22 protein-coding genes and 3 tRNA genes are annotated in these 24230 nt (G+C 59.8%); 14 read left to right on the plus strand and 11 right to left on the minus strand.

Features of this window, described 5'->3' with window-relative positions; genetic code table 11:
* Positions 1-88: 88 nt before the first annotated feature.
* A complete protein-coding gene (locus ACOMDU_RS08470) occupies positions 89-1345 on the plus strand; it encodes an acetyl-CoA C-acetyltransferase (protein ID WP_022135241.1) in 1257 nt (418 codons plus the stop codon).
* Between the two features lie 90 nt (positions 1346-1435).
* Here the strand turns inward: ACOMDU_RS08470 and prfB are convergent, their stop codons facing one another.
* The 7 genes from prfB to ACOMDU_RS08505 form a co-directional block, all read right to left on the minus strand.
* A complete protein-coding gene (gene prfB, locus ACOMDU_RS08475; RefSeq protein WP_421129943.1) occupies positions 1436-2560 on the minus strand; it encodes a peptide chain release factor 2 in 1125 nt (374 codons plus the stop codon).
* A gap of 108 nt (positions 2561-2668) precedes the next feature.
* Positions 2669-3763 carry a DHHW family protein gene (locus tag ACOMDU_RS08480; protein ID WP_421129944.1) on the minus strand — a complete coding sequence of 365 codons (1095 nt, stop codon included), beginning with the start codon at positions 3761-3763 and terminating at the stop codon, positions 2669-2671.
* A 12-nt stretch (positions 3764-3775) separates the two neighbouring features.
* The gene (locus tag ACOMDU_RS08485) at positions 3776-5176 is read right to left on the minus strand and encodes an MBOAT family O-acyltransferase (RefSeq protein ID WP_421129945.1); all 1401 of its coding nucleotides are present in this window, start codon (positions 5174-5176) and stop codon (positions 3776-3778) included.
* Between the two features lie 73 nt (positions 5177-5249).
* Complete coding sequence (locus ACOMDU_RS08490; RefSeq protein WP_421129946.1) at positions 5250-6476, minus strand: DHHW family protein; 1227 nt, start codon at positions 6474-6476, stop codon at positions 5250-5252.
* On the minus strand, positions 6473-6922 hold the full coding sequence (locus ACOMDU_RS08495) for a DUF4358 domain-containing protein (protein ID WP_421129947.1): 450 nt from the start codon (positions 6920-6922) through the stop codon (positions 6473-6475). Before ACOMDU_RS08495 ends, ACOMDU_RS08490 begins: the two co-directional genes overlap by 4 nt.
* Positions 6923-7131: 209 nt before the next feature.
* Positions 7132-8019: a 4Fe-4S cluster-binding domain-containing protein gene (locus ACOMDU_RS08500; RefSeq protein ID WP_421129948.1), complete on the minus strand. Its 888-nt coding sequence runs from the start codon at positions 8017-8019 to the stop codon at positions 7132-7134.
* A 120-nt stretch (positions 8020-8139) separates the two neighbouring features.
* Positions 8140-8700, minus strand: a complete 561-nt coding sequence (locus tag ACOMDU_RS08505; protein ID WP_022135234.1) for a DUF5662 family protein — start codon at positions 8698-8700, stop codon at positions 8140-8142.
* A 126-nt stretch (positions 8701-8826) separates the two neighbouring features.
* Here ACOMDU_RS08505 and ACOMDU_RS08510 point away from each other — a divergent pair, with 126 nt between their 5' ends.
* Positions 8827-9261: a hypothetical protein gene (locus ACOMDU_RS08510; protein WP_418539805.1), complete on the plus strand. Its 435-nt coding sequence runs from the start codon at positions 8827-8829 to the stop codon at positions 9259-9261.
* Between the two features lie 63 nt (positions 9262-9324).
* Here ACOMDU_RS08510 and ACOMDU_RS08515 read toward each other — a convergent pair whose 3' ends face one another.
* Entirely contained in the window at positions 9325-9714 is a 390-nt protein-coding gene (locus tag ACOMDU_RS08515; RefSeq protein WP_421129949.1) for a helix-turn-helix domain-containing protein, read from the minus strand.
* A gap of 372 nt (positions 9715-10086) precedes the next feature.
* A complete protein-coding gene (locus ACOMDU_RS08520) occupies positions 10087-10524 on the minus strand; it encodes an immunoglobulin-like domain-containing protein (protein WP_421129950.1) in 438 nt (145 codons plus the stop codon).
* Positions 10525-10769: 245 nt separating this feature from the next.
* On the opposite strand from ACOMDU_RS08520, the gene ACOMDU_RS08525 reads away from it, so the two are divergent.
* Positions 10770-11921, plus strand: a complete 1152-nt coding sequence (locus tag ACOMDU_RS08525) for a hypothetical protein (protein WP_421129951.1) — start codon at positions 10770-10772, stop codon at positions 11919-11921.
* Between the two features lie 55 nt (positions 11922-11976).
* Here ACOMDU_RS08525 and ACOMDU_RS08530 read toward each other — a convergent pair whose 3' ends face one another.
* Both ACOMDU_RS08530 and ACOMDU_RS08535 read right to left on the minus strand, forming a co-directional pair.
* Positions 11977-12174, minus strand: a complete 198-nt coding sequence (locus ACOMDU_RS08530) for an alpha/beta-type small acid-soluble spore protein (protein ID WP_022135450.1) — start codon at positions 12172-12174, stop codon at positions 11977-11979.
* Positions 12175-12519: 345 nt separating this feature from the next.
* Positions 12520-12596 (minus strand) — tRNA-Pro (locus ACOMDU_RS08535).
* A 168-nt stretch (positions 12597-12764) separates the two neighbouring features.
* Here ACOMDU_RS08535 and ACOMDU_RS08540 point away from each other — a divergent pair.
* From ACOMDU_RS08540 to ACOMDU_RS08590, 11 genes are all read left to right on the plus strand, one after another.
* Positions 12765-12852: transfer RNA gene (locus ACOMDU_RS08540), tRNA-Ser, on the plus strand.
* Between the two features lie 16 nt (positions 12853-12868).
* Positions 12869-12960 (plus strand) — tRNA-Ser (locus ACOMDU_RS08545).
* A 514-nt stretch (positions 12961-13474) separates the two neighbouring features.
* Complete coding sequence (gene thrS / locus ACOMDU_RS08550) at positions 13475-15271, plus strand: threonine--tRNA ligase (RefSeq protein WP_421129952.1); 1797 nt, start codon at positions 13475-13477, stop codon at positions 15269-15271.
* A gap of 54 nt (positions 15272-15325) precedes the next feature.
* On the plus strand, positions 15326-15490 hold the full coding sequence (locus ACOMDU_RS08555; protein ID WP_421129953.1) for a hypothetical protein: 165 nt from the start codon (positions 15326-15328) through the stop codon (positions 15488-15490).
* Between the two features lie 166 nt (positions 15491-15656).
* The gene (locus ACOMDU_RS08560; RefSeq protein WP_421129954.1) at positions 15657-16868 is read left to right on the plus strand and encodes a DUF3798 domain-containing protein; all 1212 of its coding nucleotides are present in this window, start codon (positions 15657-15659) and stop codon (positions 16866-16868) included.
* 77 nt (positions 16869-16945) lie between these two features.
* The gene (locus ACOMDU_RS08565; RefSeq protein WP_421129955.1) at positions 16946-18532 is read left to right on the plus strand and encodes a sugar ABC transporter ATP-binding protein; all 1587 of its coding nucleotides are present in this window, start codon (positions 16946-16948) and stop codon (positions 18530-18532) included.
* Positions 18533-18542: 10 nt separating this feature from the next.
* Entirely contained in the window at positions 18543-19622 is a 1080-nt protein-coding gene (locus ACOMDU_RS08570; protein WP_421129956.1) for an ABC transporter permease subunit, read from the plus strand.
* 1 nt (position 19623) lies between these two features.
* Positions 19624-20745 carry an ABC transporter permease gene (locus ACOMDU_RS08575; protein ID WP_421129957.1) on the plus strand — a complete coding sequence of 374 codons (1122 nt, stop codon included), beginning with the start codon at positions 19624-19626 and terminating at the stop codon, positions 20743-20745.
* Positions 20742-21212 carry a DUF6672 family protein gene (locus tag ACOMDU_RS08580; RefSeq protein WP_421129958.1) on the plus strand — a complete coding sequence of 157 codons (471 nt, stop codon included), beginning with the start codon at positions 20742-20744 and terminating at the stop codon, positions 21210-21212. Before ACOMDU_RS08575 ends, ACOMDU_RS08580 begins: the two co-directional genes overlap by 4 nt.
* A 137-nt stretch (positions 21213-21349) precedes the next feature.
* Complete coding sequence (locus ACOMDU_RS08585) at positions 21350-22798, plus strand: aminoacyl-histidine dipeptidase (RefSeq protein ID WP_421129959.1); 1449 nt, start codon at positions 21350-21352, stop codon at positions 22796-22798.
* Between the two features lie 379 nt (positions 22799-23177).
* Positions 23178-24182 (plus strand): TAXI family TRAP transporter solute-binding subunit, encoded by a 1005-nt coding sequence (locus ACOMDU_RS08590; protein WP_421129960.1) that lies wholly within the window; start codon positions 23178-23180, stop codon positions 24180-24182.
* Positions 24183-24230: the final 48 nt, after the last annotated feature.

Here is a 24230-nt window from a genome sequence, read left to right on the forward strand (position 1 = left end):
TGTTAAATTTGTGACTATCATTAGGGATAGACAGGCGCGAGCCTTTGTTGTATACTATCTTCAACATATTTTATAGGAGGTAACTTTCATGAAAGACCTGTATGTTGTTAACTGCTGCCGTACCGCCATCGGTTCCTTTGGCGGCTCCCTGAAGAACACCCCTGCCGCCGAAATGGGCGCCGTGGTGGTCAAGGAGGCTCTGAAGCGCGCAAACGTGGCTCCCGAGAATGTGGATGAGCTGATGTTCGGCTGCATCCTGACCTCTGCCCAGGGCCAGAATGTGGCCCGTCAGGTCTCCATCAAGGCTGGTATCCCCTATTCCGTCCCCGCCTATACCGTGGGCATGGTCTGCGGCTCCGGCATGAAGTCCGTCATCGAGGGCGCCCGTTCCATCCTGGCCGGCGACAGCGACATCGTGGTTTGCGGCGGTACCGAGAACATGAGCGCCGCTCCCTTTGCCTCCATGGACGCCCGCTGGGGCGCTCGTATGGGCGACAAGAAGCTGGTGGACACCATGATCAAGGACGGCCTGTGGGACGCCTATAACAACTATCACATGGGCACCACTGCCGAGAATATCAACGACATCTGGGGTATCACCCGCCGCGAGCAGGACGAGTTCGCCGCCGCCTCCCAGCAGAAGACTGAGGCCGCCCAGGCCGCCGGCAGGTTCGATGACGAGATCGTCCCCGTGATGATCAAGGTCAAGAAGGAAATGGTTCCCTTCGCCAAGGATGAGTATCCCAAGGCCGGTGTCACCGCGGACAGCATCGCCAAGCTGAAGGGCGCGTTCCCCGTGGGCCCCGAGTCCCCCAACCCCGTGGTGGTCAACACCTTCGAGCCCACCGGCTGCCAGGATGCTCCCGATAAGGGCACCCAGCGCGTTACCGCCGCCAACGCCTCCGGCATCAACGACGGCGCTGCCGCCATCGTGCTGGCCTCCGGCGAGGCTGTGGCCAAGTACGGTTTGAAGCCCATGGCCAAGCTGATCGGCTGGGGCCAGGGCGGCGTGGATCCCAAGATCATGGGCGTCGGCCCCGTGGTCGCTTCCCGCAACGCCATGAAGAAGGCCGGCGTCACCATCGACGACATCGACCTGATCGAGGCCAACGAGGCCTTTGCCGCCCAGTCCATCGCCGTGGCCCGCGAGCTGCACTTTGACATGAGCAAGGTCAACGTCAACGGCGGCGCCATCGCTCTGGGCCATCCCGTAGGCGCCTCCGGCGCGCGTATCATCGTCACCCTGCTGCACGAGATGCAGAAGCGTCCCGAGGCCAAGAAGGGCCTGGCGACCCTGTGCATCGGCGGCGGCATGGGCACCGCGGTGGTCTTCGAGAAGTGCTGAACTGAATGAAAAAGAAGCGGCTCTTAAGAGCCGCTTCTTTTTGTACACCGGGGAAAAACAGGGAGGCCGCGCAGCGGCCTCCCAAAATCTTTATTTCTTGATCTCACCGTTAGCGGCGGCGGTCAGGTACGCGTTGATGAACCCATCGATATCGCCGTCCATCACCGCCTGGATGTTGCCCATCTCATAGCCGGTGCGGGTATCCTTGGCCAGAGTGTAGGGCATGAACACATAGGAACGGATCTGGCTGCCCCACTCGATCTTCATCTGCACGCCCTTTAGGTCGCTGATCTTCTCCGCGTGCTGCTGCAGCTTCAGCTCCGCCAACTTAGCCCGCAGCATCTTCATGGCATTGTCCCGGTTCTGGAACTGGCTGCGCTCCGTCTGGCAGAACACCACGATGCCCGTGGGCAGGTGGGTCAGACGCACGGCGGAGGACGTCTTGTTGATATGCTGGCCGCCTGCACCGCTGGAACGGCAGGCCTGCATTTCGATGTCCTCCGGACGGATCTCGATCTCGCTGTCGTCGTCCAGCTCCGGCATGACCTCCAGCGCGGCAAAGCTGGTCTGCCGCCGCGCGTTGGCGTCAAAGGGGCTCACGCGCACCAGCCGGTGCACGCCGTTCTCGCTCTTCAGATAGCCATAGGCGTTCTCGCCCTCGATGAGGATAGTGGCGGACTTGATGCCCGCCTCGTCGCCGGCCTCATAGTCCATCAGCTGGTAGGTGTACCCGTGGCGCTCGGCCCAGCGGGTGTACATCCGGTACAGCATCTCCGTCCAGTCCTGGGCCTCGGTGCCGCCGGCGCCGGCGTGGAAGGTCAGAATGGCGTTGTTGGCGTCGTATTCACCGCTGAGCAGCGCCGCCAGCCGGCGCTCGCTGATCTCCTTTTCCAGCGTCTCATATCCGCTGACGACCTCCTCCAGCTGGCTGGGGTCGTCCTCCTCCTGGGCCATCTCGCACAGGGTCAGGGTGTCCTCCCATTCACTGACCAGCTTGTCGTGCTTCTTGATCTTGTTCTCCAGGCGCTTCACCTGCCGGCTCACCTGCTGGCTGCGCTCCAGATCGTTCCAGAAGCCTTCCTGCTCCGTCTCCTTCTGCAGCTCGGCCAGCTCCTCACGGGCCTTGGGGATACCCAGCGCCTTCTCCAGCTCGCCCAGGGTGGGCTCCAGCGCCTGCAGTTTCTGTTTATACTCGTCGTACTCGATAACGGCCATATATCGTCTCTCCTTGTGCCTGTAAATTTCCTTAGCCTTACTATTATACCAAAAAACAGCCGTTTGTAAAGAGGACAAAACAGGCGTGCGCGGAGCGCACGCCTGTTTTCACTTACTCAGCTTGAAATAGTCTCCCGAGCCCGCCAGGTTCGTGACCTCGGTCAACACCAGAATGTTGTCGGCCTCCGCCGCCAGCTCTGCCATGCTGCCCCGGTAGTACCGCAGGTCGATCATGGTGATGGTCTCATAGTCGCCGGTGAGGAACGGTACGAAGGAATTGGCGAAGGAGTCCTTCACCAGCAGCAAGTGCTTCCCGTTCTCAATGCCGGTGGTGATGACGCACTGGCCGTAGTTGCCGCCCAGAAACAGCTCATACTTATCCTTCTGCTCCAGGGCGGACAGGTCGTACAGCGCGCCGTCTTTCCCGTCGCACACCACGCTCTCCACCGTGATCTCCGGCGCGTAGTACACGCTGTCGTATACGCTGTCCGGCAGCAGCACCTTGGAGTACAGCGTGCCGCGGAAGCTGTCCGTGGCCAGCGTCAGGTCATAGCTGCGGGCGGTGTGCCCCGTGGCCTGTGCCCACAGTGTATAGGCCGCCTGCGCGCCCATGGTGGTCCAGTGGTGGTCCGTGTGGTAGTAGGGATCGTCCACCGCCGATAGCGTTTCCCGGCTGTCCAGCAGCGTACCGCCCAGAATATCACCCAGCCGGCCGAAGGCCTTGTCCTCGTTGAAATACGGCGCGTTCTCCGGCAGCATATCCCTCAGAATTCCGGCCGGGCTGGGCACGATCAGCGCCGTGCAGGGCTTGCCGCTGGCGGCAAAGAAATCCCGGATATACCCGGCGTTCTTCTCCAGCCTTACCCAGTCAAAGCTGTCATCGGTCACCTTGGCAAAGTACCTCCCGTCCGCGCCCAGATAGGTGCCGCTGATGTCCTCCTTGCCCTCGGCCCGCTGCAGCACCGACCGGGCGGCGGTCCAGAAGTCCCGGAAGACGATCTGGTCGCTGGTATAGTCCTCCACGTCCTCCATGAAGTCGCCGGACATGATGCGGTCCCAGGTGAGTCTGGGCGTCAGCTGCAAATAGCGGTTCTCGTTCTCCGAGAATGCCCGGTCCGGCGTCAGGAAAAAGCTGCCGACAGACAGCGCCAGCAGTATGCCGCCGATGGCGATCAGCGGCGCGATGCCGCTTCGTTTCTTCATAGCGCCGCCTCCTTAAAATCTAAAGTACAAAAACGGGTTGTAGCTGTCGCCCACCAGGAACGCCATGCTCACCAGCAGTACGACGACTACCCACACCGTTCGCAGTCCGTCCGACAGGGCGGGGGAGAGGGCCTGTTCCCGCTTTTCCCACAGCCGCTTGGGAAGGCTCGTGCAGCCGATGACGCCCAGGACCAGCAGCAGCCAGCCGCACCGCAGCAGGTACGCCGTGGTGCTGTCGGCAAAGGTTCCGGAGAACATATGGCCCACATAGGCCCCCAGCGCGCCGAGGTCTGTGATGGCGAACAGCACCCAGCCCATGACGAAGCAGAAGCAGGTGTACACGTGCCCTACGAACCGGGGCGCCTTGTCCAGCCACTTCAGCAGGAACGTCTTTTCCAGCAGCAGCAGTACGGCGTAGTATACGCCCCACAGCACGAAATTCCAGCTGGCCCCGTGCCACAGGCCGGTCAGCAGCCAGACGATGGCAATGTTCAGGAGCTGCCGACCCTTGCCCTTGCGGTTACCGCCCAGGGGGATGTAGACGTACTCCCGGAACCAGGTGGACAGGCTGATGTGCCACCGCCGCCAGAACTCGGTGACGGAACGTGACTCATAGGGATAGTTGAAGTTCTCCAGGAAATGGAACCCGAAGAAATGCCCCAGGCCGATGGCCATGTCCGAATAGCCGGAGAAGTCAAAATAGATCTGGAACGTGTACGCGATGGCGCCGATCCATGCCGTGACCGCTGTGGGGTCCGACATGGCGGCGATGTCCTCCCAGATGGCGCCCATCTGGTTGGCGATGAGCACCTTCTTGCCCAGACCGATCACCAGCCGCTGCAGACCCTCGCTGGCCTCGCTCACCGACTCCCGCCGGTGCTCCAGGTCGTAGGCCACCGTCTTGTACTGCACGATAGGCCCCGCGATCAACTGGGGGAACAGCGTTACATACGCGCCGAAGTCCACGATGTTCCGCTGGGGCGGCACCAGCCCCCGGTACACGTCGATGGTATAGCTCATGGTCTGGAAGGTGTAGAAGGAGATACCGATGGGCAGCAGCAGCCCCAGCGCCGGGATGGCTGTGCCCAGCAGACCGTTCAGGTTGCTGATGGCAAAATCCGTGTACTTGAAAAAGCCCAGGATCGCCAGGTTTCCCACCACAGAGATGACCAGCACCGCCTTGGCGCCGCCCTCCCTTCCCTTGTTCCGAAAGCGGCCGATGGCCAGACCGTTGCAGTAGTCGAACACCGTGGAGAACAGCATGATCAGAATGTACTTCGGCTCACCCCAGCCGTAAAACAGCAGGCTGAAGACAAGCAACAACCCGTTCCGCAGCTTCCGTGGGCAGATATAGTATAAAATAGCCACCAGCGGCAAAAACGCCAATAAAAATGTGGTGCTGCTGAATACCATGTGATGTGCTCTCCTTTGCGGATAGTCAGAAAAAGGAACAGGGCGGGCTTGCCCGCCCTGTTCAAAACAGATGTCACTTCACGCCGGCCAGCTTACCCATCTGATAGCTGCCGCGTATGGCGGACAGGTTGTTGACGAACAACACGTCCGTCACGCCCTTGGCCTTGGCCAGTGCGCTGACGCTGCCGCCGTAATACCGGTAGTCCACCACATACACCGTCTGGTAGTGGTCCACCAGAAACGGTACAAAGGCGTTGCCGAAGGACTCCTTCACCACGATGCAGCTCTGCCCATTGCTGACTTCGGGATTCTCGATCACGGTGAAGGGGTTGTCGCCCATGATGAACGCGCCGTATTTCAGGCTGGCCGCTGCGGTGGACTCGTCAAAGATCACCTTGCCGCCGGTGAGCTCGCTGTCCTCGCTGCTGCCGTACTTCATGGCGGCGGTGCTGCTGACGGGATGATAGGCGTTCACCGTATCCGGATCATCCGCCATGGCCTGAGGCTTGCCGCCGTCGTTGTAGAAGGAGCCCAAAAAGCCCGTGTACTGGCTCACCTCATAGTCGCTGAGGTCGTGGGGCGTAATGCCCTTGACGTTGCAGAACTGTACATAGGCGTAATAGGCGCCCAGCGCCGTCCAATGGTGGTCGGTGCGGAAATAGATGTACTCCGTCCGATGGGCGTTCAGCGCGTCATGCAGGGGCACCGTTTTTATATTCTGCCCCATTCCCGCCAGAATATCCTTTTCGGCCTGTGCCTGATCGCTGCCGGGTATGTCGCTGAGCAGGCTGTCCGGCAGGGTAATGCTGCTGGACAGGGGGATCGCCATGGCGTAGACATTGCTGACGCCGCTGAGGCTGTCCGCCACGGCGTTGACCGTGGACTGGTACTTCTCCGCCAGGGAGCCCACATAGTTGTACATCTCATATCCGGCATTGCCCACGATGTATACGCCGCCGGACTGATAAGGCGTGGCGTCGGTGGTGATCACATTGGAGGCTGCCGGCTTCGTGGTGGCCACGGCGGGCTTATCAGTGCTCCCATCGCCGTTCCCGCTTTGACCACCCTTTTGATCGCCCTCCGGGTCCTTCGCGGTGTTGTCCGCGTCGCCGGTCCCGTCAGGCTCGCCGTCCGCGGGCTGGGTGACGGCAGGGCTGTCTGTATCCTTGTCCGGCGCCTTTTTACCGCTGAATACATCGGTGAAGATGGCCAGCACCGCCACCACCAGCGCCGCGGCGGCGATCAGAAGCAGCAGCGCGCCGCCTCCGCCCCGCTGCCGCCGTTCATACCGCGGACTCATCCTACATACTCCTTGATGACCGCATTGGCGGTATCCGTGTCAGAGGTAACGCACAGCACCACGCAGGTGCCGTAAGTGGCGAAAACGGCGTTGTTCAGGCGCTCGGCCTCCTCGGGCTGGTAGCGCCCGGCCTCCTGCGTCTGGCTGTCCAGCAGCTCCTGCATGGCGATCTTCACCGCCGATGCGTCCGTCTTATCCTTGCAGGACACCACAAAGATCTCCTCCATGGTGCTGCCGTCAGACATATAGGCGGCAGCGCTGCTGCCCTCGGGCAGTTCCAGATAGTCTCCGGCGTCGATAGCGCTCATGGTGCTGTCAAACTGTACGCGCTCGGCCAGCGCCTTGCCCAGCCCCTCGGCATCCACCGTGGCGGAGGACTTGTCGCCGCAGGCGGCCAGGGACAGGACCATCAGCATGGCCAGCAGCAGGGTCATAAAACGTTTCATAGAATTGCTCCTTATCATTCACTCAAGACTGTTTTGCCCGCCGGTATATGAGATACCGGCTCAATACATCATTATAATACAAACCGCGCGGAAGTAAAAGGGGGTAAATACAAACAAGCCATTTATTTTCCGCCAAGGCTTTCACTACCTATGACGGAGCGACCCCGCCGCGGGTTCCGAAAAAAAGAGACCGCAAAGCGGTCTCTTTTTCAAAAGTCAATGGTCCCGTTCAGTACCTTCAGGTCGTAGGGCTCGAACACCACCCTGCGGTAGGCATCCACGTCCATCTTCACGCCCGTCCAGTCGCTGTGTATCTCGCCGTTCTGCTTGATGAGGATGTCGTACAGAATGTCGTAGGTCACGCCGTCCGGCCCCTTCTCCTCAATGGTGGAGTAGGGCAGCGTCTTGTGGTACGTCATGTGCAGGCCCTTGTATTCGAAGTGGAAGCCGTTGCGCATCCGGCAGCCGTCCAGCCCCTTGTAGGTGAACAGGCGCTTCAGGTCCTGCAATATCTTGTCGTGTTCCTCTTCGTACAGGTTCTCCGGTGTCGTCTCGGTGTAGTCGTACCGGAACTGGATGGGGATACGGTAGGGCAGGAAGCGTTCCACATAGTCCACCAGCTTCGCCGCCGGATAGTTCTTGTACAGCACGCAGTTGATGCGCGTGGGGCAGGCGATCTTCCCCAGCACCTGGTCAGGGCTTTCCTCCACATAGTGCTGCAGGTGGCGGGAGATGTTCATGCAGGTGATCTTGTCTTTGTTCCTCTCCGTAAAGGCCAGCATTTCCTCGAAGGAGGTGTGGGTCTGGGCGGGGAAGGTGGTGTTGATATAGATCTTGTGGGTGGCGGGGATGGCGTCCAGCATCTGCTGCAGTGCGTTCAGGTCGGCCAGCGGCTCGCCGCCGGTGAACACAAAATCACACCGGGGAGTGATGCCGTCCATCACCCGGATGCTTGCCAGTATCTTCTCCAGACTGAAGCCGGAGCAGTCCGCGTATTCTTTTTTGTTGATGCAGAAGGGGCAGTTGTTCTGGCAGTCGTAGGGTACGAACACCGTCACGGTGGCGCCGCCTTCCCGCGTTTTATAGGGATGGGCCATGTTGTTGACAACCTCACATCAAAATGTACCAAAACATTGTAAAACAAATAGTGATGGAAAGCAAGGGAAATGTTCAAAAATCTATTGTTTTCTTCTTAACAAAGCGCCTGCGCTCCGCCGTCAGTAGGCGCTGTCCGCCAATTCGGCGCGAATAGCGGCAAAGGCCGCCTCCTCCCCCCGCTCCTTCAGCAGCAGCAGCCACCGGTCCAGCAGCGCCGCCGTCTCCGGATGCATGAAGCGGCTGGCATCCGTCCGCCGCAGGTCCTTGCTCCGCTGGTAGTAGTCGTAGGGGGAGGCGTCCGTATATGCGTCGCCCTGATAGACCCGGCAGGCGGCGATCCGGTCGCAGAACATCTCCGCCACATACTTTTTCGGCATTTTGCATCCGCCGATATAGATGGTCCCATCCTCCCGGCGGCAGTAGTCGATCCAGTACTCAAAGTGGTGGCGGTTGCGCCCCTTGTGGTGCAGCCACGCCAGACTCACGCCGTTTTCCAGGCGCTCCTGGTCGTTGGGGCTGCGCCAGCCCTGGTAGTATTTTACGCCCCGCCAAAACTCCGTGGGACTGTATTTGCTCAGGTCGTGGGTCAGACCCTGCCACACCAGACCCAGCTTGAAGCAATAGTGCCGCACCAGGCGCCGGTGACGGTTGACGGTATGTAAATGCGCGCGGAATGGCATGGCGGCACCTCCTGAAACAAGCTACCTGACAGTATAGCACATCCGGCGCGAAAAGGACAGGGGAAATTTCCGCCGGGGCATAAGACGGCGCAAAGCGCGGCAGACTACGCGGGAGGTGAGACGTACATGGTCGATATGGCATTTTTTCGCGGCGGACTGGGGCGCTGGCTGCCGCCGTCCGTACCGCCGGTGGACGAGGCGGTGCTGCTGCGCCGGTGCTGGGAGCTGTTGGTGCTGGACCGGCCCGGCACGGCGCGGCTGGCGGTGTTGGGACGCGCGCCGCTGTGCCGCACGGTGCTGCTGCCCCAGGAGAATACCGCCGCGCCTCTGCGGGCGCAGCAGGTGGTGGGCTGCGGCCTGTCGCCCCGATGCAGCCTGACGCTGTCCGGCCTGACGCCCCGCCCGGTGCTGTGCGTGCAGCGGCGGCTGACGGCGGTGAACGGCGCGGCCATCGAGCCGCAGGATATCCCCCTGCCCCTGCGCTGGGGGCGGCTTCCGCCGGAGGCGCTGCTGCTGGCCGCCGGCGCCTGGCTGCTGGCGGAGGGCCGTCTGCCGGACTGAAAAGCAAGAGGAGCGCCCACATGGGCGCTCCTCTTGCTTTCTCCCCGGTTTCCCCTGTCGGTGTCAGCATAAGGTATCCAGTTTTTCGGTGAACAGCTTGTCGTTGATCTGGAACAAGGTCATGCTGTGGCTCAGACCATAGAGAATGATGGCGTCCCGCCGGTCGCGGGTGTACAGCGGCGCGTGCCGCGCCTGCCGCAGCAGGTCCTGGGCGTCCTCCACCGATGCGCCCAGGCCGAAGCATACGCACAGCAGGCGGTTGCGGGAGGGGAAGCGGCAGCCGGAGAACAGCTGGTGCAGATATACCTCGCTGATACCGGACTGCTTGGCCAGCGCGGCCTTGGAGAGGCCGGTGGTGGTATAGAGCCGCTGCAGCGTCAGCTGTAGCGGCGTGTCCCGGAAATTTTCATTGTTCTCCGACAGAAAGCGGTCCAGATTATTGCTGCTCGGCAAATTCAAATATATGTGGGTGTATTTGAAGTGATTTCACAAGAAAAACTTTCGCAAATATGTTAATATTTCACCTGCTATTTAGGACACCTCGTTTTCTTAGTATCAAAATAGTATCACAGAAAGCCTGCGATTGCAAGGGATCTAGGCTTTGCAAGCCCCTGCCAAAATTGGCCTCAATTTGAGGCCAATTTCGGCTACTGACCTCCGCCCAAAATTAAAGGAGGCGGGCAAGCACCCCTAGGGCTTGCCCGCCTTGATAACCGCAGGGCAAGACCGGGCGGGGCGGTCAATGGCGGCGCACTTGTGCGCCGTTCATCTCGACCATTGACAGCCCCGACAGAGGTTGCTGCTCCCCGATAAAATTCGTATTTGTTACTCGATACTGAACTCAGCGAATAGGTAAAAACCATCGTCTGTACCATAAGAGCCATCTTCTGTCGATGGATAAAAGAACTTAACGACTCTGTATTCTCCCGCCGAAAGCGAACCATATATTTCAGACCAATTGATATTCAAATCTCTTTCTCCTTGAAAAATATATGTTTCGGTGTCAGTAGTTCTATCGCCGATCTCTTTTACTGGTGACCATTTATCATCTTCCTTTTTTTCAATAGAAAAATCGTAATTGATCCCGCCATTGATATCAATTCCTGTGTTATTTGAAATGCGAACTGTCAAACCTGAAGGAGTTACACTTCCCTCTACAACTTTCATCGTGACATCCCCAAAATTGATATTTTTATTCTGGACGCAACCTGCCATCCATAGTGCAAGTACAAAGCAAAGTGATAATACGAGAATCTTTTTCATTTCATATACCTCCACAACAAATCCATCATTTTTCTCCACTACTTTTATATGATATTTCGGTTTACCATTTATTTTTTAGAACAGCATATCATAAACCTATAGGAAAATCTACTTTTTTACCTACCTCCCCGGTCAAAAGTGCGCCGTGTTCGATTGCCACTTTTCTCTGCCTGTTCCCGCTGTTTATCGGCCCGTACTGCCGCCTGCGCCTGCTGGCGGCGTGCCTTGCCGCGGTACTGGCCGCTTTGGCCGTCTGGCTGTGGCCGGCCGCCGAAACGGAGCCGCAGCGCCCGAACAGCGTAGCCGATCCGGCCGCTGCGACCGACCCGGCCCCGGATCCCTATTTGGCGGCCTGCCAGACCTACTACACCGGCGCGGACGGACGGGAGTACCATGTGTTCACGGCTGTGACGCCGTCCATCGAGGGCCGTACCGACCCGGTGGGGTATCGCTCGGAGCTGATCCCGGCGGGCGGAACGGTGGACTTCCCCGCCACCGTCATGGTGGAGGACGCCGTGACCCAGGACTACGCAGCGGAGGATTTCGCCGCGCTGCTGGACAGCTGGGACGTGTCCGTCACCGCGCCGGAGGGCGTGAGCCGGGTGAAGCTGTGGGACGCGGAGGAGGAAACACCGGAGTCCCCGGCGCTGCTGTACCGGCGGCTGCGTGCGGATCCCACCTGCACCCACAACGAGGTGGTCTGGACGCTGCGCATGAAGAGCGGCGACGTGCTGCACCTGACCATGACCGTGGAATTTGAGGAGCAGCAGGCGCTGCGCATCACGCCGGAGGACGCGCCGCTGGAAACGGCGCAGGAGCTGCAGGCGCTGCTGGATCGGCTGGCGGAGGAGTACGACGCGGACACGTCCATCACGGTGGAGCTGCCGGACGTGACCTATGACGCGCCGGTGTCGGTGGGCTGCGCGGTCACGCTGAAGGGCAGCGGCACCACCTTTGCCGCGCCGGTGACGGTGACGCCCCTGAGCGACACGGAGCGGTGCCACGCCTACGTCCGCTTTTCGGAGGTCAGCTTCGAGGGAGACGGAGGCGGAACCGGCGTGACCGCCAGAGCGCCCACCTATCTGGAGAACTGCCGCGTAACCGGCTGGGACGTGGGCGCGCTGGCCGTGAACGGCGGCTGGGTCTATCTCCACGGCGGGTATATCGGCGGCAACGGGGTGGGCGCGCGGTACGACTCCGCGTACAGCAACTCCTATACATATACCATCAGGCACATCGACTTTTTGAACAACACCACGGCGCTGGAGCTTCTGTGCCTGCCGCCGAACTCCTATGCGGCGCTGGATGACTGCCGCTTCCGGGGCAACGGAACGGATGTATACAACCCCGGCGGCTACCGCATCGAGGTGAACAACGGCACGGAGGTCACCTTGTGAGAACGTAAAAAAGAACCGCCCGAAGGCGGTTCTTTTTTCGTGCGGGAAGGGCCGTTTACAGGTTCTTCTCGTAGGACTCGATCATCTTCTTGACCATCTGGCCGCCCACGGAGCCGGCCTCGCGGCTGGTCAGGTGACCGTTGTAACCGTTCTTCAGGTTCACGCCGACCTCAGAGGCGGCCTCCATCTTGAACTGATCCATAGCGGCCTTGGCCTCGGGGACATTCAGCTTGTTGCTGTTCTTGGTAGACATAGTTGTGTTCTCCTTTCATGTTGTGGGGCAAATGCCCTTGTTGGGTATCGCAACGGTAGTTTTGCCGCGCGACAGCGCGATATGCATGAAAAACAGTGGCAAATGCTGGATGCGGCGCGCAAAAAGGATAGACAAACGGGCGTATTCATGGTATACTAAATTCACTTAACAGCGAGGGGGACCTTCTTTCAGGAAGGACCGAGCAGGGAGGAAGAGGAAAAAGCGCGGCAGCTGCCGCGCTTTTTCGCGTCCTTCGCCGGACAAAAAAGAGGGAGATGACAACACCATCTCCCTCTCCGCTATGTAAAAAATAAGTCGGAGCAAGCATACAAACCTGCTCCGACGTGGTCCGAGTGTCGAGATTCGAACTCGAGGCCTCTTGAACCCCATTCAAGCGCGATACCAAACTTCGCCACACCCGGATATTCTGTTGTGCCTCAAACAGCCCACTTAGAATACCACAGTTTTCGGCGGTTTGCAAGTCCTATTTTGAATTTTTTTCAAATTTCTTCCGAGGCTTTTTGTTGACAAAGGCGTCGGCGCATGGTAATATAATACTCGCGTTTGGCACGAGAGACGCTTTTACGCACGGAGAGATGGCTGAGTGGTCGAAAGCACCGGTCTTGAAAACCGGCGATGTGAAAGCATCCGTGGGTTCGAATCCCACTCTCTCCGCCAGAAAATAAATATGTATGCGGAAGTACCCAAGTGGCCGAAGGGGCTCCCCTGCTAAGGGAGTAGGCCGTCAAAAGCGGCGCGAGGGTTCAAATCCCTCCTTCCGCGCCAGCAAAAAGAGACATCCGAAAGGATGTCTCTTTTTGCTTCACGCGGCTGATTTTGCCCTTCCCCCGTGAAACCACCCGTTGACAAACCGCGCCGAACGGTTTATACTTATTGCCATCAAAAAGGCAGTGACGAAGAAGAAGCTGTTTTTCCGCGGCCAAAGAGAGGGGCGCCCCCGGCTGAAAGCACCCCGCCAAGGACACGGCCCGTACCACTTCCGAGCCGCCTGCGACGAGCAGGACGGGTATCGCCCGTTACAGCGATCGAAAGCGACGGCGTATGCCGGATCTCTTCCGCCGATACTGCGTTGCAGAAGCTTGAAATACAGACCGTATTCCTGCGCTCCTGCGCCTTGTCTCGACGAAAGATATCCCGCCATCCGCAGCGGACAGTAAAAATGCTGCGCAGGCCGTAAGCAGGGTGGAACCGTGGAGTAATGCCTATTACCTCACCCCTGATACCATTCAGGGGTGGGGATTTTTATTTATCCAGCCCCGATCACAAGGAGGAACAGACTATGAGCGAAGTCAACAAGGAATTTACGTTTGAAAACGAACAGTACCGCAAGACCTACTGGCACACCTGCTCCCACATCCTGGCCCAGGCTGTCAAGCGCCTGCACCCGGAGGTGAAGCTGGCCATCGGCCCCAGCATCGACAACGGCTTTTATTACGATCTGGACGCGCCTTTCGCCTTCACCCAGGACGACCTGGGCGAGATCGAGGCTGAAATGCGTAAGATCTGTAAAGAGAAGCTGAAGCTGGAGCGCTTCGAGCTGCCCCGCGCCGAGGCTGTCAAGTACATGGAGGAAAAGGAAGAGCCCTACAAGGTGGAACTCATCAACGACCTGCCCGAGGATGCCCACATCTCCTTCTACAAGCAGGGCGAGTTCGTGGACCTGTGCGCCGGTCCCCATGTGGACTCCACCGGCCGCATCAAGGGCAACGGCATCAAGCTGACCGCCTGCAACGCCGCTTACTGGCGCGGCGACTCCAACCGGCAGACCCTGCAGCGTATCTACGGCGTGGCCTTCCCCAGCAAGGACGAGCTGGAAGCCTATCTGAAGGAGCGGGAGGAGGCCGTGAAGCGCGACCACAATAAGCTGGGACGCGAGCTGGAATATTTCACCACTGTGGACTGCATTGGCCAGGGCTTGCCCATCCTGCTGCCCAAGGGTGCCCGCGTTATCCAGCTGCTGCAGCGCTGGGTGGAGGACACCGAGCAGCAGCGTGGCTATCTGCTGACCAAGACGCCCCTGATGGCCAAGCGTGAGCTGTACAAGATCTCCGGTCACTGGGATCATTATCTGGACGGCATGTTCGTCATGGGCGATCCCGCCGATGAGACGAAGGAGTGCTTTGCCCTGCGTCCCATGACCTGCCCGTTCCAGTATCAGGTGTTCCTGAACCGCGGCCGCAGCTACCGCGACCTGCCCATGCGTCTGGGCGAGACATCCACCCTGTTCCGCAACGAGGACTCCGGTGAGATGCACGGCCTGATCCGCGTCCGCCAGTTCACCATCTCCGAGGGACATCTGGTGCTGCGCCCCGACCAGCTGGAGGAGGAGTTCAAGCAGTGCCTGGATCTGGCCAAGTACTGCCTGGGCACCGTGGGCCTGTTGGAAAAGTGCACGTTCCGCTTCTCCCAGTGGGACCCCGCCAACCCCAACAACAAGTACGAGGGCACGGCGGAGCAGTGGGACCACGCCCAGGCCGCCATGGAGCGCATCCTGAAGGATCTGAACGTGGACTACACCGTGGGCATCGACGAGGCCGCGTTCTACGGCCCCAAGCTGGACATCCAGTACAAGAATGTGTACGGCAAGGAGGATACCCTTGTCACCATCCAGATCGATATGCTGCTGGCGGAGCGCTTCGGCATGTACTATATCGATGAGAACGGCAACAAGGCCCTGCCCTATATCATCCACCGCACGTCTCTGGGCTGCTATGAGCGGACGCTGGCCTACCTGATCGAGGAGTACGCCGGTGCGCTGCCCACCTGGATGATGCCCGAGCAGGTACGCTTCCTGCCTATTACTGACCGCGCTGCCGACTACTGCGTGCAGCAGGCCGCGGAGCTGCGCAAGCAGGGCTTCCGCGTGGAGGTGGACAGCCGCAACGAGAAGATCGGCAAGAAGATCCGCGAGGCTACCCTGGAGAAGATCCCCTTCATGCTGGTGGTTGGCGACCGCGACATGGAGAACGGCACCGTCTCCGTCCGTACCCGCAAGGGCGAGGATCTGGGCGCCATGACGCTGGAGGACTTCTCCGCCAAGCTGCGCCAGATCGTGGATGAGAAGCAGAAGATCTGACGAGTGCCATAAGTTATAAGGTAAGCGAGAGAGACAGGCAGAAGCCTGTCTCTTTTGCTGCAGTCAGACAAAAAACAGATTTCGCCAAAAGAAAAGTTTATTATAGCAAAACAGCAGGCTTCTGACAGAAAACCGCATGAAAAATACATGAAAATGATGCAAATGCGCCAAAAAATAGGGGAAAGTGTATGGATGAAAAACAAGGAAATGCGCTATTGAACACCATTCAGAGACACAAATATGTTGACAGAGTGTGAACTTATCTGGTAAAATCAAATGGGTGCGCAGCACCCGAATGCATAGAAGTGAACGGGGCGCGCCCTGTTCGCTGTTTCCTTCTGGCGGAGGAAACAACAAACTATGGTAAAGGAATTAGGAGGTAAACATGAAAAAAGTAGTTTCTCTGCTGCTGGCTCTCATCATGGCGTTCTCCCTGGTCGCCTGCGGCGAAAAGAAGGGCGAGACCGATGACAACACCGACACCGTGCCCTACAAGATCGGCATCGTGACCGGCTCCGTCTCTCAGTCCGAGGATGATCGCCGCGGCGCCGAGGCCTTCCAGAAGGAGTATGGCGAGGATATGGTCCAGCTGGCCATCTATCCCGACAACTTCACCGAGGAGACCGAGACCACCATCCAGAGCATCGTGAACCTGTCCGCCGACCCCCTGATGAAGGCCATCATTGTCAATCAGGCTGTCCCCGGCACCACCGAGGCTTTCCGCAAGATCAAAGAGACTCGCCCCGACATCATCTGCATCGCAGGTGAGTCACACGAGGATCTGCCCGAGATCGGCTCCGCTGCCGACCTGGTCACCAACAATGACTTCGTCTCCCGCGGCTACCTGATCATCCGCACCGCGCACGAGCTGGGCTGCGATACCTTCGTACATATCTCCTTCCCCCGCCACATGTCCTACGAGACCATGAGCCGCCGCGTGGCCATCATGCAGGCCGCCTGCGAGGAGTTCGGCATGAAGTTCGTCCTGGAGACGGCTCCCGATCCCACCTCTGACGTGGGCGTTTCCGGCGCTCAGGCCTACATTCTGGAGCAGGTGCCCGCTTGGGTCGAGAAGTACGGCCAGAACGCTGCCTACTTCTGCACCAACGATGCGCACACCGAGCCTCTGCTGAAGCGCCTGCTGGAGTGCGGCGGCTACTTCATCGAGGCCGACCTGCCCTCCCCCCTGATGGGCTATCCCGGCGCGCTGGGTATTGATCTGACCAAGGAAGCCGGTGATTTCGAGAAGATCCTGACCAAGGTCGAGTCCGCCATCGTGGAGAAGGGCGGCGCCGATCACTTCGGCACCTGGGCTTACTCCTACGGCTACACCCTGTCCGCCGGTCTTGCTCTGCACGCCAAGAACGTGCTGGACGGCAAGAGCGAGCTGAAGGACATGGACGATGTGGCTGCCGCGCTGCAGGTCTACTCTCCCAAGGCGGCCTGGAACGGCGCCAGCTACACCAACGCCACCACCGGCGCGAAGTCTGAAAACGTGTTCCTGATCTATCAGGATACCTATATCATGGGCGATCCCGGCCACTTCATGGGCAATGCCGACGTGGAGATCCCGGAGAAGTACTTTACCATCAGCTGACGACAGGCTTTTGAAGCAACCATTAAAGCGGGGAGGGAGGGCATCCTCCCTCCCCGCTGCTATAGGTAGGGATGAATATGGAAAAGAACAATGCTCCGCTGCTTGAGATGCGGAATATCAAAAAGGGCTTTTTCGGCAATCAGGTGCTCACAGACATCAACTTCACCTTGAAAGAGGGCGAGGTGCTGGGGCTGGTGGGCGAAAACGGCGCCGGAAAGAGCACCTTGATGAAAATACTGTTTGGCATGGACGTGATCCGTGAGACGGGCGGCTACGAGGGGGATGTCCTGATCGACGGAGAAAAAGTGCAGTTCAACACCCCCTTTGATGCGCTGAAGGCCGGCATCGGCATGGTGCATCAGGAGTTCTCGCTGATCCCCGGCTTTACTGCCACGGAGAACATCCTCCTCAACCGCGAGCCCAAGAAAAAAAGCGTCATTTCAGAAGTGTTCGGCCCGCGCCTGGACACTCTCGACTATAAGGAAATGGATAACCGCGCCGCAAAAGCCATTGAGAAGATGGGCGTGGCTATCGACCAGAAGATGGTCATCAGCAGCATGCCCGTGGGGCACAAGCAGTTTACGGAGATCGCCCGCGAGCTGAGCAAGGAGAACCTGAAGCTGCTGATCCTGGACGAGCCCACCGCCGTGCTCACCGAGCAGGAGGCGCAGGCGCTGTTGGACTCCATCCGCGGCATGGCCTCCCGGGGCATCGCCGTGATCTTCATCACCCACCGCCTGCAGGAGATCCTGTCGGTGTGCGATAAGGTGGTCATCATGCGGGATGGCTACGTTGTCAAGGACGTGGCTGCCCGCGAGACGGATGTCCGCGACATCACCCACTACATGGTGGGGCGCGAGGTGGCTGCCGGCGGCGCTGCCCACGACATCCGCGACCACTCCGATGCCCGCACCATTCTGTCCATCCGCAAGCTGTGGGTGGATATGCCCGGCGAGATCGTCCGCAACGTGGATCTGGACGTGAAGGAGGGCGAGATCCTGGGCATCGGCGGTCTGGCCGGCCAGGGCAAGCTGGGTATTCCCAACGGTGTGATGGGCCTGTACGAGGCGGGCGGCACCGTGGAGTTCGATGGCAAGCCTATCGCGCTGAACAGCCCCCGGAAGTGCCTGGACTCCCAGCTGGCCTTCGTGTCCGAGGATCGGCGCGGCGTGGGTCTGCTGCTGGACGAGTCGCTGGAGTGGAACGTGGCGTTCCCCGCCATGCAGGTGCAGAACAAGTTCCTGAAGAGAATGGGTTTCTTCACATGGCGCGACGAAAAGGCCATCCACACGGTGACGAACCGGTATATCGATGAATTGCAGATCAAGTGTACCGGCTCCGCCCAGAAGGCCAGAGAGCTGTCCGGCGGCAACCAGCAGAAGGTGTGTCTGGCCAAGGCGTTCGCGCTGGAGCCCCGCTTCCTCTTCGTGTCCGAGCCTACCCGCGGCATCGACGTGGGCGCCAAGGCGCTGGTGCTGGAGGCGCTGAAGAAATTTAACCGCGAATCCGGCGTCACGGTGGTGATGATCTCCTCCGAGCTGGAGGAGCTGCGCCAGATCTGCGACCGCATCGCCATCGTCTCCGGCGGCAGGGTCGCCGGTATCCTGCCTGCTGACCATTCCTCCGAGGAGTTCGGTATGCTCATGGTCAGTCAGGTGAAGTAAGGAGGAAGAAATGGGCAATACGACCACACTTGGAAACAAGTCAAAATTCAGAGAGTTGGTGGACAGCTTCGGCCTGCCGCGTCTGATCATCGCGTGCTTCCTGCTGCTGCTGCTCATCGCCGCGCCCTGCGTGGGGCTGGATTTCCCCACACAGATCACCAATATCATCACCCGTTTCAGCTGGAACGCCGTGATGGTGCTGGCCATGGTGCCCATGGTACACTCCGGCTGCGGCCTGAACTTCGGCCTGCCGCTGGGTATCGTGTCCGGACTGCTGGGTGCCACGCTGTCCATCGAGCTGGGCTATACGGGGTTTGCCAGCTTCCTGATGGCCATCCTCATCGCCACGCCCTTTGCCCTGCTGTTCGGCGGCGGCTACGGCTGGCTGCTGAACAAGATCAAGGGCGGCGAGATGATGATCGCCACCTATGTGGGCTTCTCGTCCGTGTCCTTCATGTGCATGATGTGGCTGCTGCTGCCGTATAAGCATCCCACCATGGTGTGGGGCTTCTCCGCCAGCGGTCTGCGTACCGTCATTTCGTTGGAGGGCTATTATGACAAGGCGCTGGCCAACATTCTGACCATCGACCTGAACTGCATCGGCATCAATCTGGTGATCCCCACCGGTACGCTGCTGTTCTTCGTGCTGCTGGCCGTGCTGATGTGGGCGTTCCTGCACACCAAGACCGGCACCGCCATGACCGCTGTGGGCTCCAACCCCGCCTTTGCCCGCGCAGCGGGCATCAACGTGGACAAGATGCGGCTTATCTCCGTGATCATGTCCACCTGGCTGGGTGCTGTGGGTATTCTGGTGTATGAGCAGGGCTTCGGCTTCATACAGCTGTACAACGGCCCCTTCTGGATGGCCATGCCCGCCGTGGCCGCCATCCTGATCGGCGGCGCGTCGGTGAATAAGGCATCCATCGGCAATGTGATTATCGGTACGATCCTGTATCAGGGCGTGGTGACCATGACCCCCACCGTGATGAGCGCCGCCTTCCAGATGGATATGAGCGAGGTCATCCGTATCGTGGTATCCAACGGCATGATCCTCTATGCCCTGACCAGAAAGACGGAAAGGGGGCGCTGACATGAAGGGTAAGAGATTCGACGTAAAGCAATTCCTGGGCAAAAACTCAGTGCCCGTCCTGTTTATCATCATCTGCGCCGTGCTCATTCCCGTGTCCGGCCTGCCGGTGAGCTACATACTTAACGAGGCTATGACCCGTCTGGGGCGCAACGCCTTTTTGATCCTGAGCCTGCTGATCCCCATTATGGCCGGTATGGGTCTGAACTTTGCCATGACGCTGGGCGCTATGGCCGGCGAGATCGCGCTGATCCTGGTGGCGGACTGGCAGATCTGGGGTATCCCAGGTCTGGTGCTGGCGGCCATCCTGTCCATCCCCCTGTCCATTCTGCTGGGTCTTATGTGCGGCAGCATCCTGAACCGCGCCAAGGGCCGCGAGATGGTCACCAGCTACTTTATCGCCTATTGCATGACCGGTGTGTACCAGCTGGTGGTGCTGTATATGATGGGGCCCATCATCCCCATCCTCCACAACACACTGAAGCTGCCCCGCGGCTTTGGTATCCGCAACACAGTCAGCCTTCTGCAGATGCGGCAGAGCATCGATAATGCGCTGGCCATCTACGTGGGCGGCGTGAAGATCCCCGTGCTGACGCTGATCATCATCGCATTGGCCTGCCTGTTCATCGTGTGGTTCCGCCGCACGAAGCTGGGACAGGACATGCGCGCGGTGGGACAGGACATGAACGTGGCGCGGGACGCCGGTATCAACGTGGACCGCACCCGCCTGATCTCCATCGTCATGTCCACCGTGTTCGCGGGCTTCGGCATGATCATCTACCTGCAGAACATGGGCAACTTCCCCACCTATACGGCGCATACCAACGTCGGTATGTTCTGCATCGCCGCGCTGCTGGTGGGCGGCGCCTCCGTGGAAAAGGCGTCCATCGGCAACGTGTTCCTGGGTGTGCTCCTGTTCCATACCATGTTCATCGTGGCGCCGGCCGCCGGAACCAAGATCACCGGCGACTCCATGATCGGCGAGTACTTCCGCGTGTTCGTGTCCTACGCCGTTATCACCGTGGCACTGGTCATGTACGAGGCCAAGAAGCGCAAGGAGAACCGCACGCTGGGTCAGCAGCTGGCCATTGAGCAGAAGGCCGAGGAGGAGGGGAGAACCGCATGAAAACGACGAAACGCTCGTGGCTCATCCGTATCGCCTTTATCCTGGTGCTGGTGCTCGTCGCCGTGCTGATGCTGCGCATCGGCCGCGGCCACACCGTCTATTTCGACAACCGCGCAGTGGACAAGGGCGGCCAGTCTGTGGAGGCACCCTATAAGATCACTGTGTACGTGAACGGCGAGCAGATCTCCAAGCTGTACGAAAAGGAGCGCTGCTTGACCACCGTCATCGGCGACAAGCTGGAGCTGACCGTGGAGGTCATGCAGCAGAAGGGCGGCAGCGAGACAACGGAAACGTACCAAATGACACTGCCCCATAACATCGACGGCATCATCATCAACCTGCCGGCGTATATGGCTGGCCTGCCGGAGGAGGCCTATCTGGAGGAATTCATCCCCGCGCCTCCCACCGAGGAGGACGACGAGGAAGCGCCCAACACCGAGGACGATATGGGCCTGGGCGACTTCTGATAATGTGTGCTGCATACACAGCCCATGCGAAAGCATGGGCTGTGGGCACATAGGGACTTGCTTGCGCTCGGCAGGCGGATATGCTATACTGAATGGGCGGCGCGGAGACCGCGGCCGCATGGGAAAGGAGTATCAAAATGGCTGTTTTGAAAGGCTTGAAGCCAGAAAAGGTGTTCACATATTTTGAAAAGCTGTGCTCGGTGCCCCACGGCAGCGGCAACACGAAGATCATCAGCGATCTGTGCGTGGACTTTGCCAAGGAACTGGGACTGAAGTACCGGCAGGAGCCGTGCAACAACGTGGTGATCTGGCAGCCGGCGTCCCCCGGCTGCGAGAGCGCCGAGCCGATCATCCTGCAGGGCCACATCGACATGGTGTGCGCCAAGACCGACGACTGCACCAAGGACATGACCCGCGAGGGACTTGACCTGATGACCGACGGGGAGTGGGTCTGGGCGGACAAGACGTCGCTGGGCGGCGACAACTGCATTGCCGTGGCCATGATCCTGGCGATCCTGTCGGATGATACGCTGGTGCATCCGCCCATCGAGGCGGTGTTCACCGTGGACGAGGAGGTGGGCATGGACGGCGCCTTTGCGCTGGACTGCTCTGACCTGAAGGGCAAAAAACTGCTGAATTTGGACTCCGAGCTGGAGGGCGTGTTCACCGTGTCCTGCGCAGGCGGCATGCGCTCCGATTGCCTGCTGCCCGCAGCGCTGACCGATGCGGCGGGCATGGAGGGCTTCGGCATCACCGTGGCCGGCTTGCGGGGCGGTCACTCCGGTGCGGACATCCATCTGGGACGCGGCAGCGGCAACCGCCTCATGGGACGGGTACTGGCCACAGCGCTGGAGAAGTTCCCCGGCCTGCGGCTGGCGGCCTTCTCCGGCGGGCAGTTCGACAACGTGATCTGCTCCCGCTGCGATGCGGCGGTGGCGCTGCCCAAGGGCAGCGGCCGGGCGTTCGAAGCGTTTATTCGGGAGCTTGAGGGGGTGCTGAAGAACGAGTACGCCGTCACCGACCCCGATGTGACGCTGACCTGCGCGGCAGCGGAGACGGCAAAAGCCGTGTCCGCAGAGCGCACCGTGACGCTGGTGCAGGCGCTGACGGCCATGCCGCATGGCGTGGAGGCTATGGACACGGATTTCCCCGGTCTGGTGCAGACCTCCCTGAATATGGGCGTGGTGAAGCTGGGCGGCGACGGACTGCACATCGCGTTCTCCATCCGGTCGTCCATCGCGTCCCGGAAGCTGATGCTGGCGCAGCGCGTGCGGGCTGTGGCGGCGCTGGCGGGCGGCACTGTGGCAGAGCGGGGCGTGTACCCCGGCTGGCAGTACAAGAGGGAGTCGCAGTTCCGGGATACGCTGCTGGCGGCGTATAAGGATCTTACCGGTAAGGACGGCGTGGTGGAGGCCACCCACGGCGGTCTGGAGTGCGGATTGCTGATGGAGAAGATCCCCGGTCTGGACGCGGTGTCCATGGGGCCGGAGCTGCACGATGTACACTCCGTGCGGGAGCGGCTAAGCGTGCCCTCCACGGAGCGCACCTATGAACTGGTATGCGAGCTGCTGCGGCGCAGCTGTTGAATGTGACAGAAAGCTGAGAGGCGGGGCTTTGCCCCGCCTCTGTTATTTTGCAGGATTGCCCGGCAGAAAATGCACTTCTTGCGGGGCGTTCCTGCATAAAACAATTTAGCATTATGAATAGACCACCGCTAAAAAGTACCATGATACAGACAAAACTACGGATTTGCCGAAAGAAATGCTGACTAAGAAAAGCGGAACGTCCGCACGGACGAGAAAATCGTTCCGCAGAAAAATGAAATTTTCCGCATTTAGATATTGCAAAAAGTTTACGCCTGCGATATAATGGCACCGTTGAACACCGCCGCGCCCGACCGGCCGGCGGAAAAAGCTGTTTTTCAGGAAGAGGAAAACAATTTATCTATCAATAAGGAGAAAGAACATGAAAAAGTTTTTTGCACTGGTTCTGGCGCTGGTCATGGCGCTGAGCCTGGTCGCCTGCGGCGACAAGAAGGATGACAGCGGCGATGTGACCGCTGAGCATACCGACACCACCACCGTGGCCGTGGGCGCGGTGATCCTGGCCCGCGACGACGTGTCCAGCGATGACGTGTACAAGTTCGTGGCGGACATCTTCGACAACGCCGCGTCCCTGACCACCAGCCACGCCAAGTACGGCGAGCTGAGCCTGGAGTACGGCGCTTCCATCACCTCCGTGCCCTATCACCCCGGCGCTGCCAAGTACTTCTCCGAGAAGGGCTTTGAGGTCGCATCCGTCAAGGACGGCGCCGGCAACACCGACTCCCGCAACCTGCGCTTCGTCACCGGCGGCGAGTCCGGCACCTACTACGCCTTCGGCTCCGTCATCGCCCAGCACGCCACCAACAACGCGGGCATCAACGTGGTCGGTCTGGTGGGCAACGGCTCTCAGGCCAACGTGCAGGAGTTGGTGGACGGCACCGCTGACTTCGCGTTCTGCCAGTCCGACGTGATGGCCTACGCCTACAACGGTACCAACCTGTTCGAGAGCAAGGTCGAGGGCTTCTCCACCGTGGCCGCCCTGTACATGGAGCAGGTGCAGATCGTCACCACCAACGCCAGCATCAAGACCGTGGCTGACCTGGCCGGCAAGTCCGTGTCCATCGGCGCTCCCGGTTCCGGCGTGTACTTCAACGCCATTGACGTCCTGGGTGCTTACGGGCTGACCGAGGACGACATCAAGCCCACCTACCAGTCCTTCAGCGACAGCGCCGACGCCCTGAAGAACGGCCAGATCGACGCCGCCTTCATCGTGGCCGGTGCCCCCACCACCGCTGTGACCGACCTGGCCACCACCAAGGATACCTACCTGGTCAGCCTGGACAGCGAGCACATCGCCAAGCTGCTGGAGACCTCCGACTATTACACCGAGACCGTCATCGCCAAGGACGTGTACTTCGGCGACTAAATCCTTAGCAGAGAATTGACGCTTTTCGAGGCTACGGCGGGGTTTCCC

This window comes from Vescimonas sanitatis, from assembly GCF_049060325.1.
GTDB classification, from domain to species: Bacteria; Bacillota; Clostridia; order Oscillospirales; family Oscillospiraceae; genus Vescimonas; species Vescimonas sanitatis.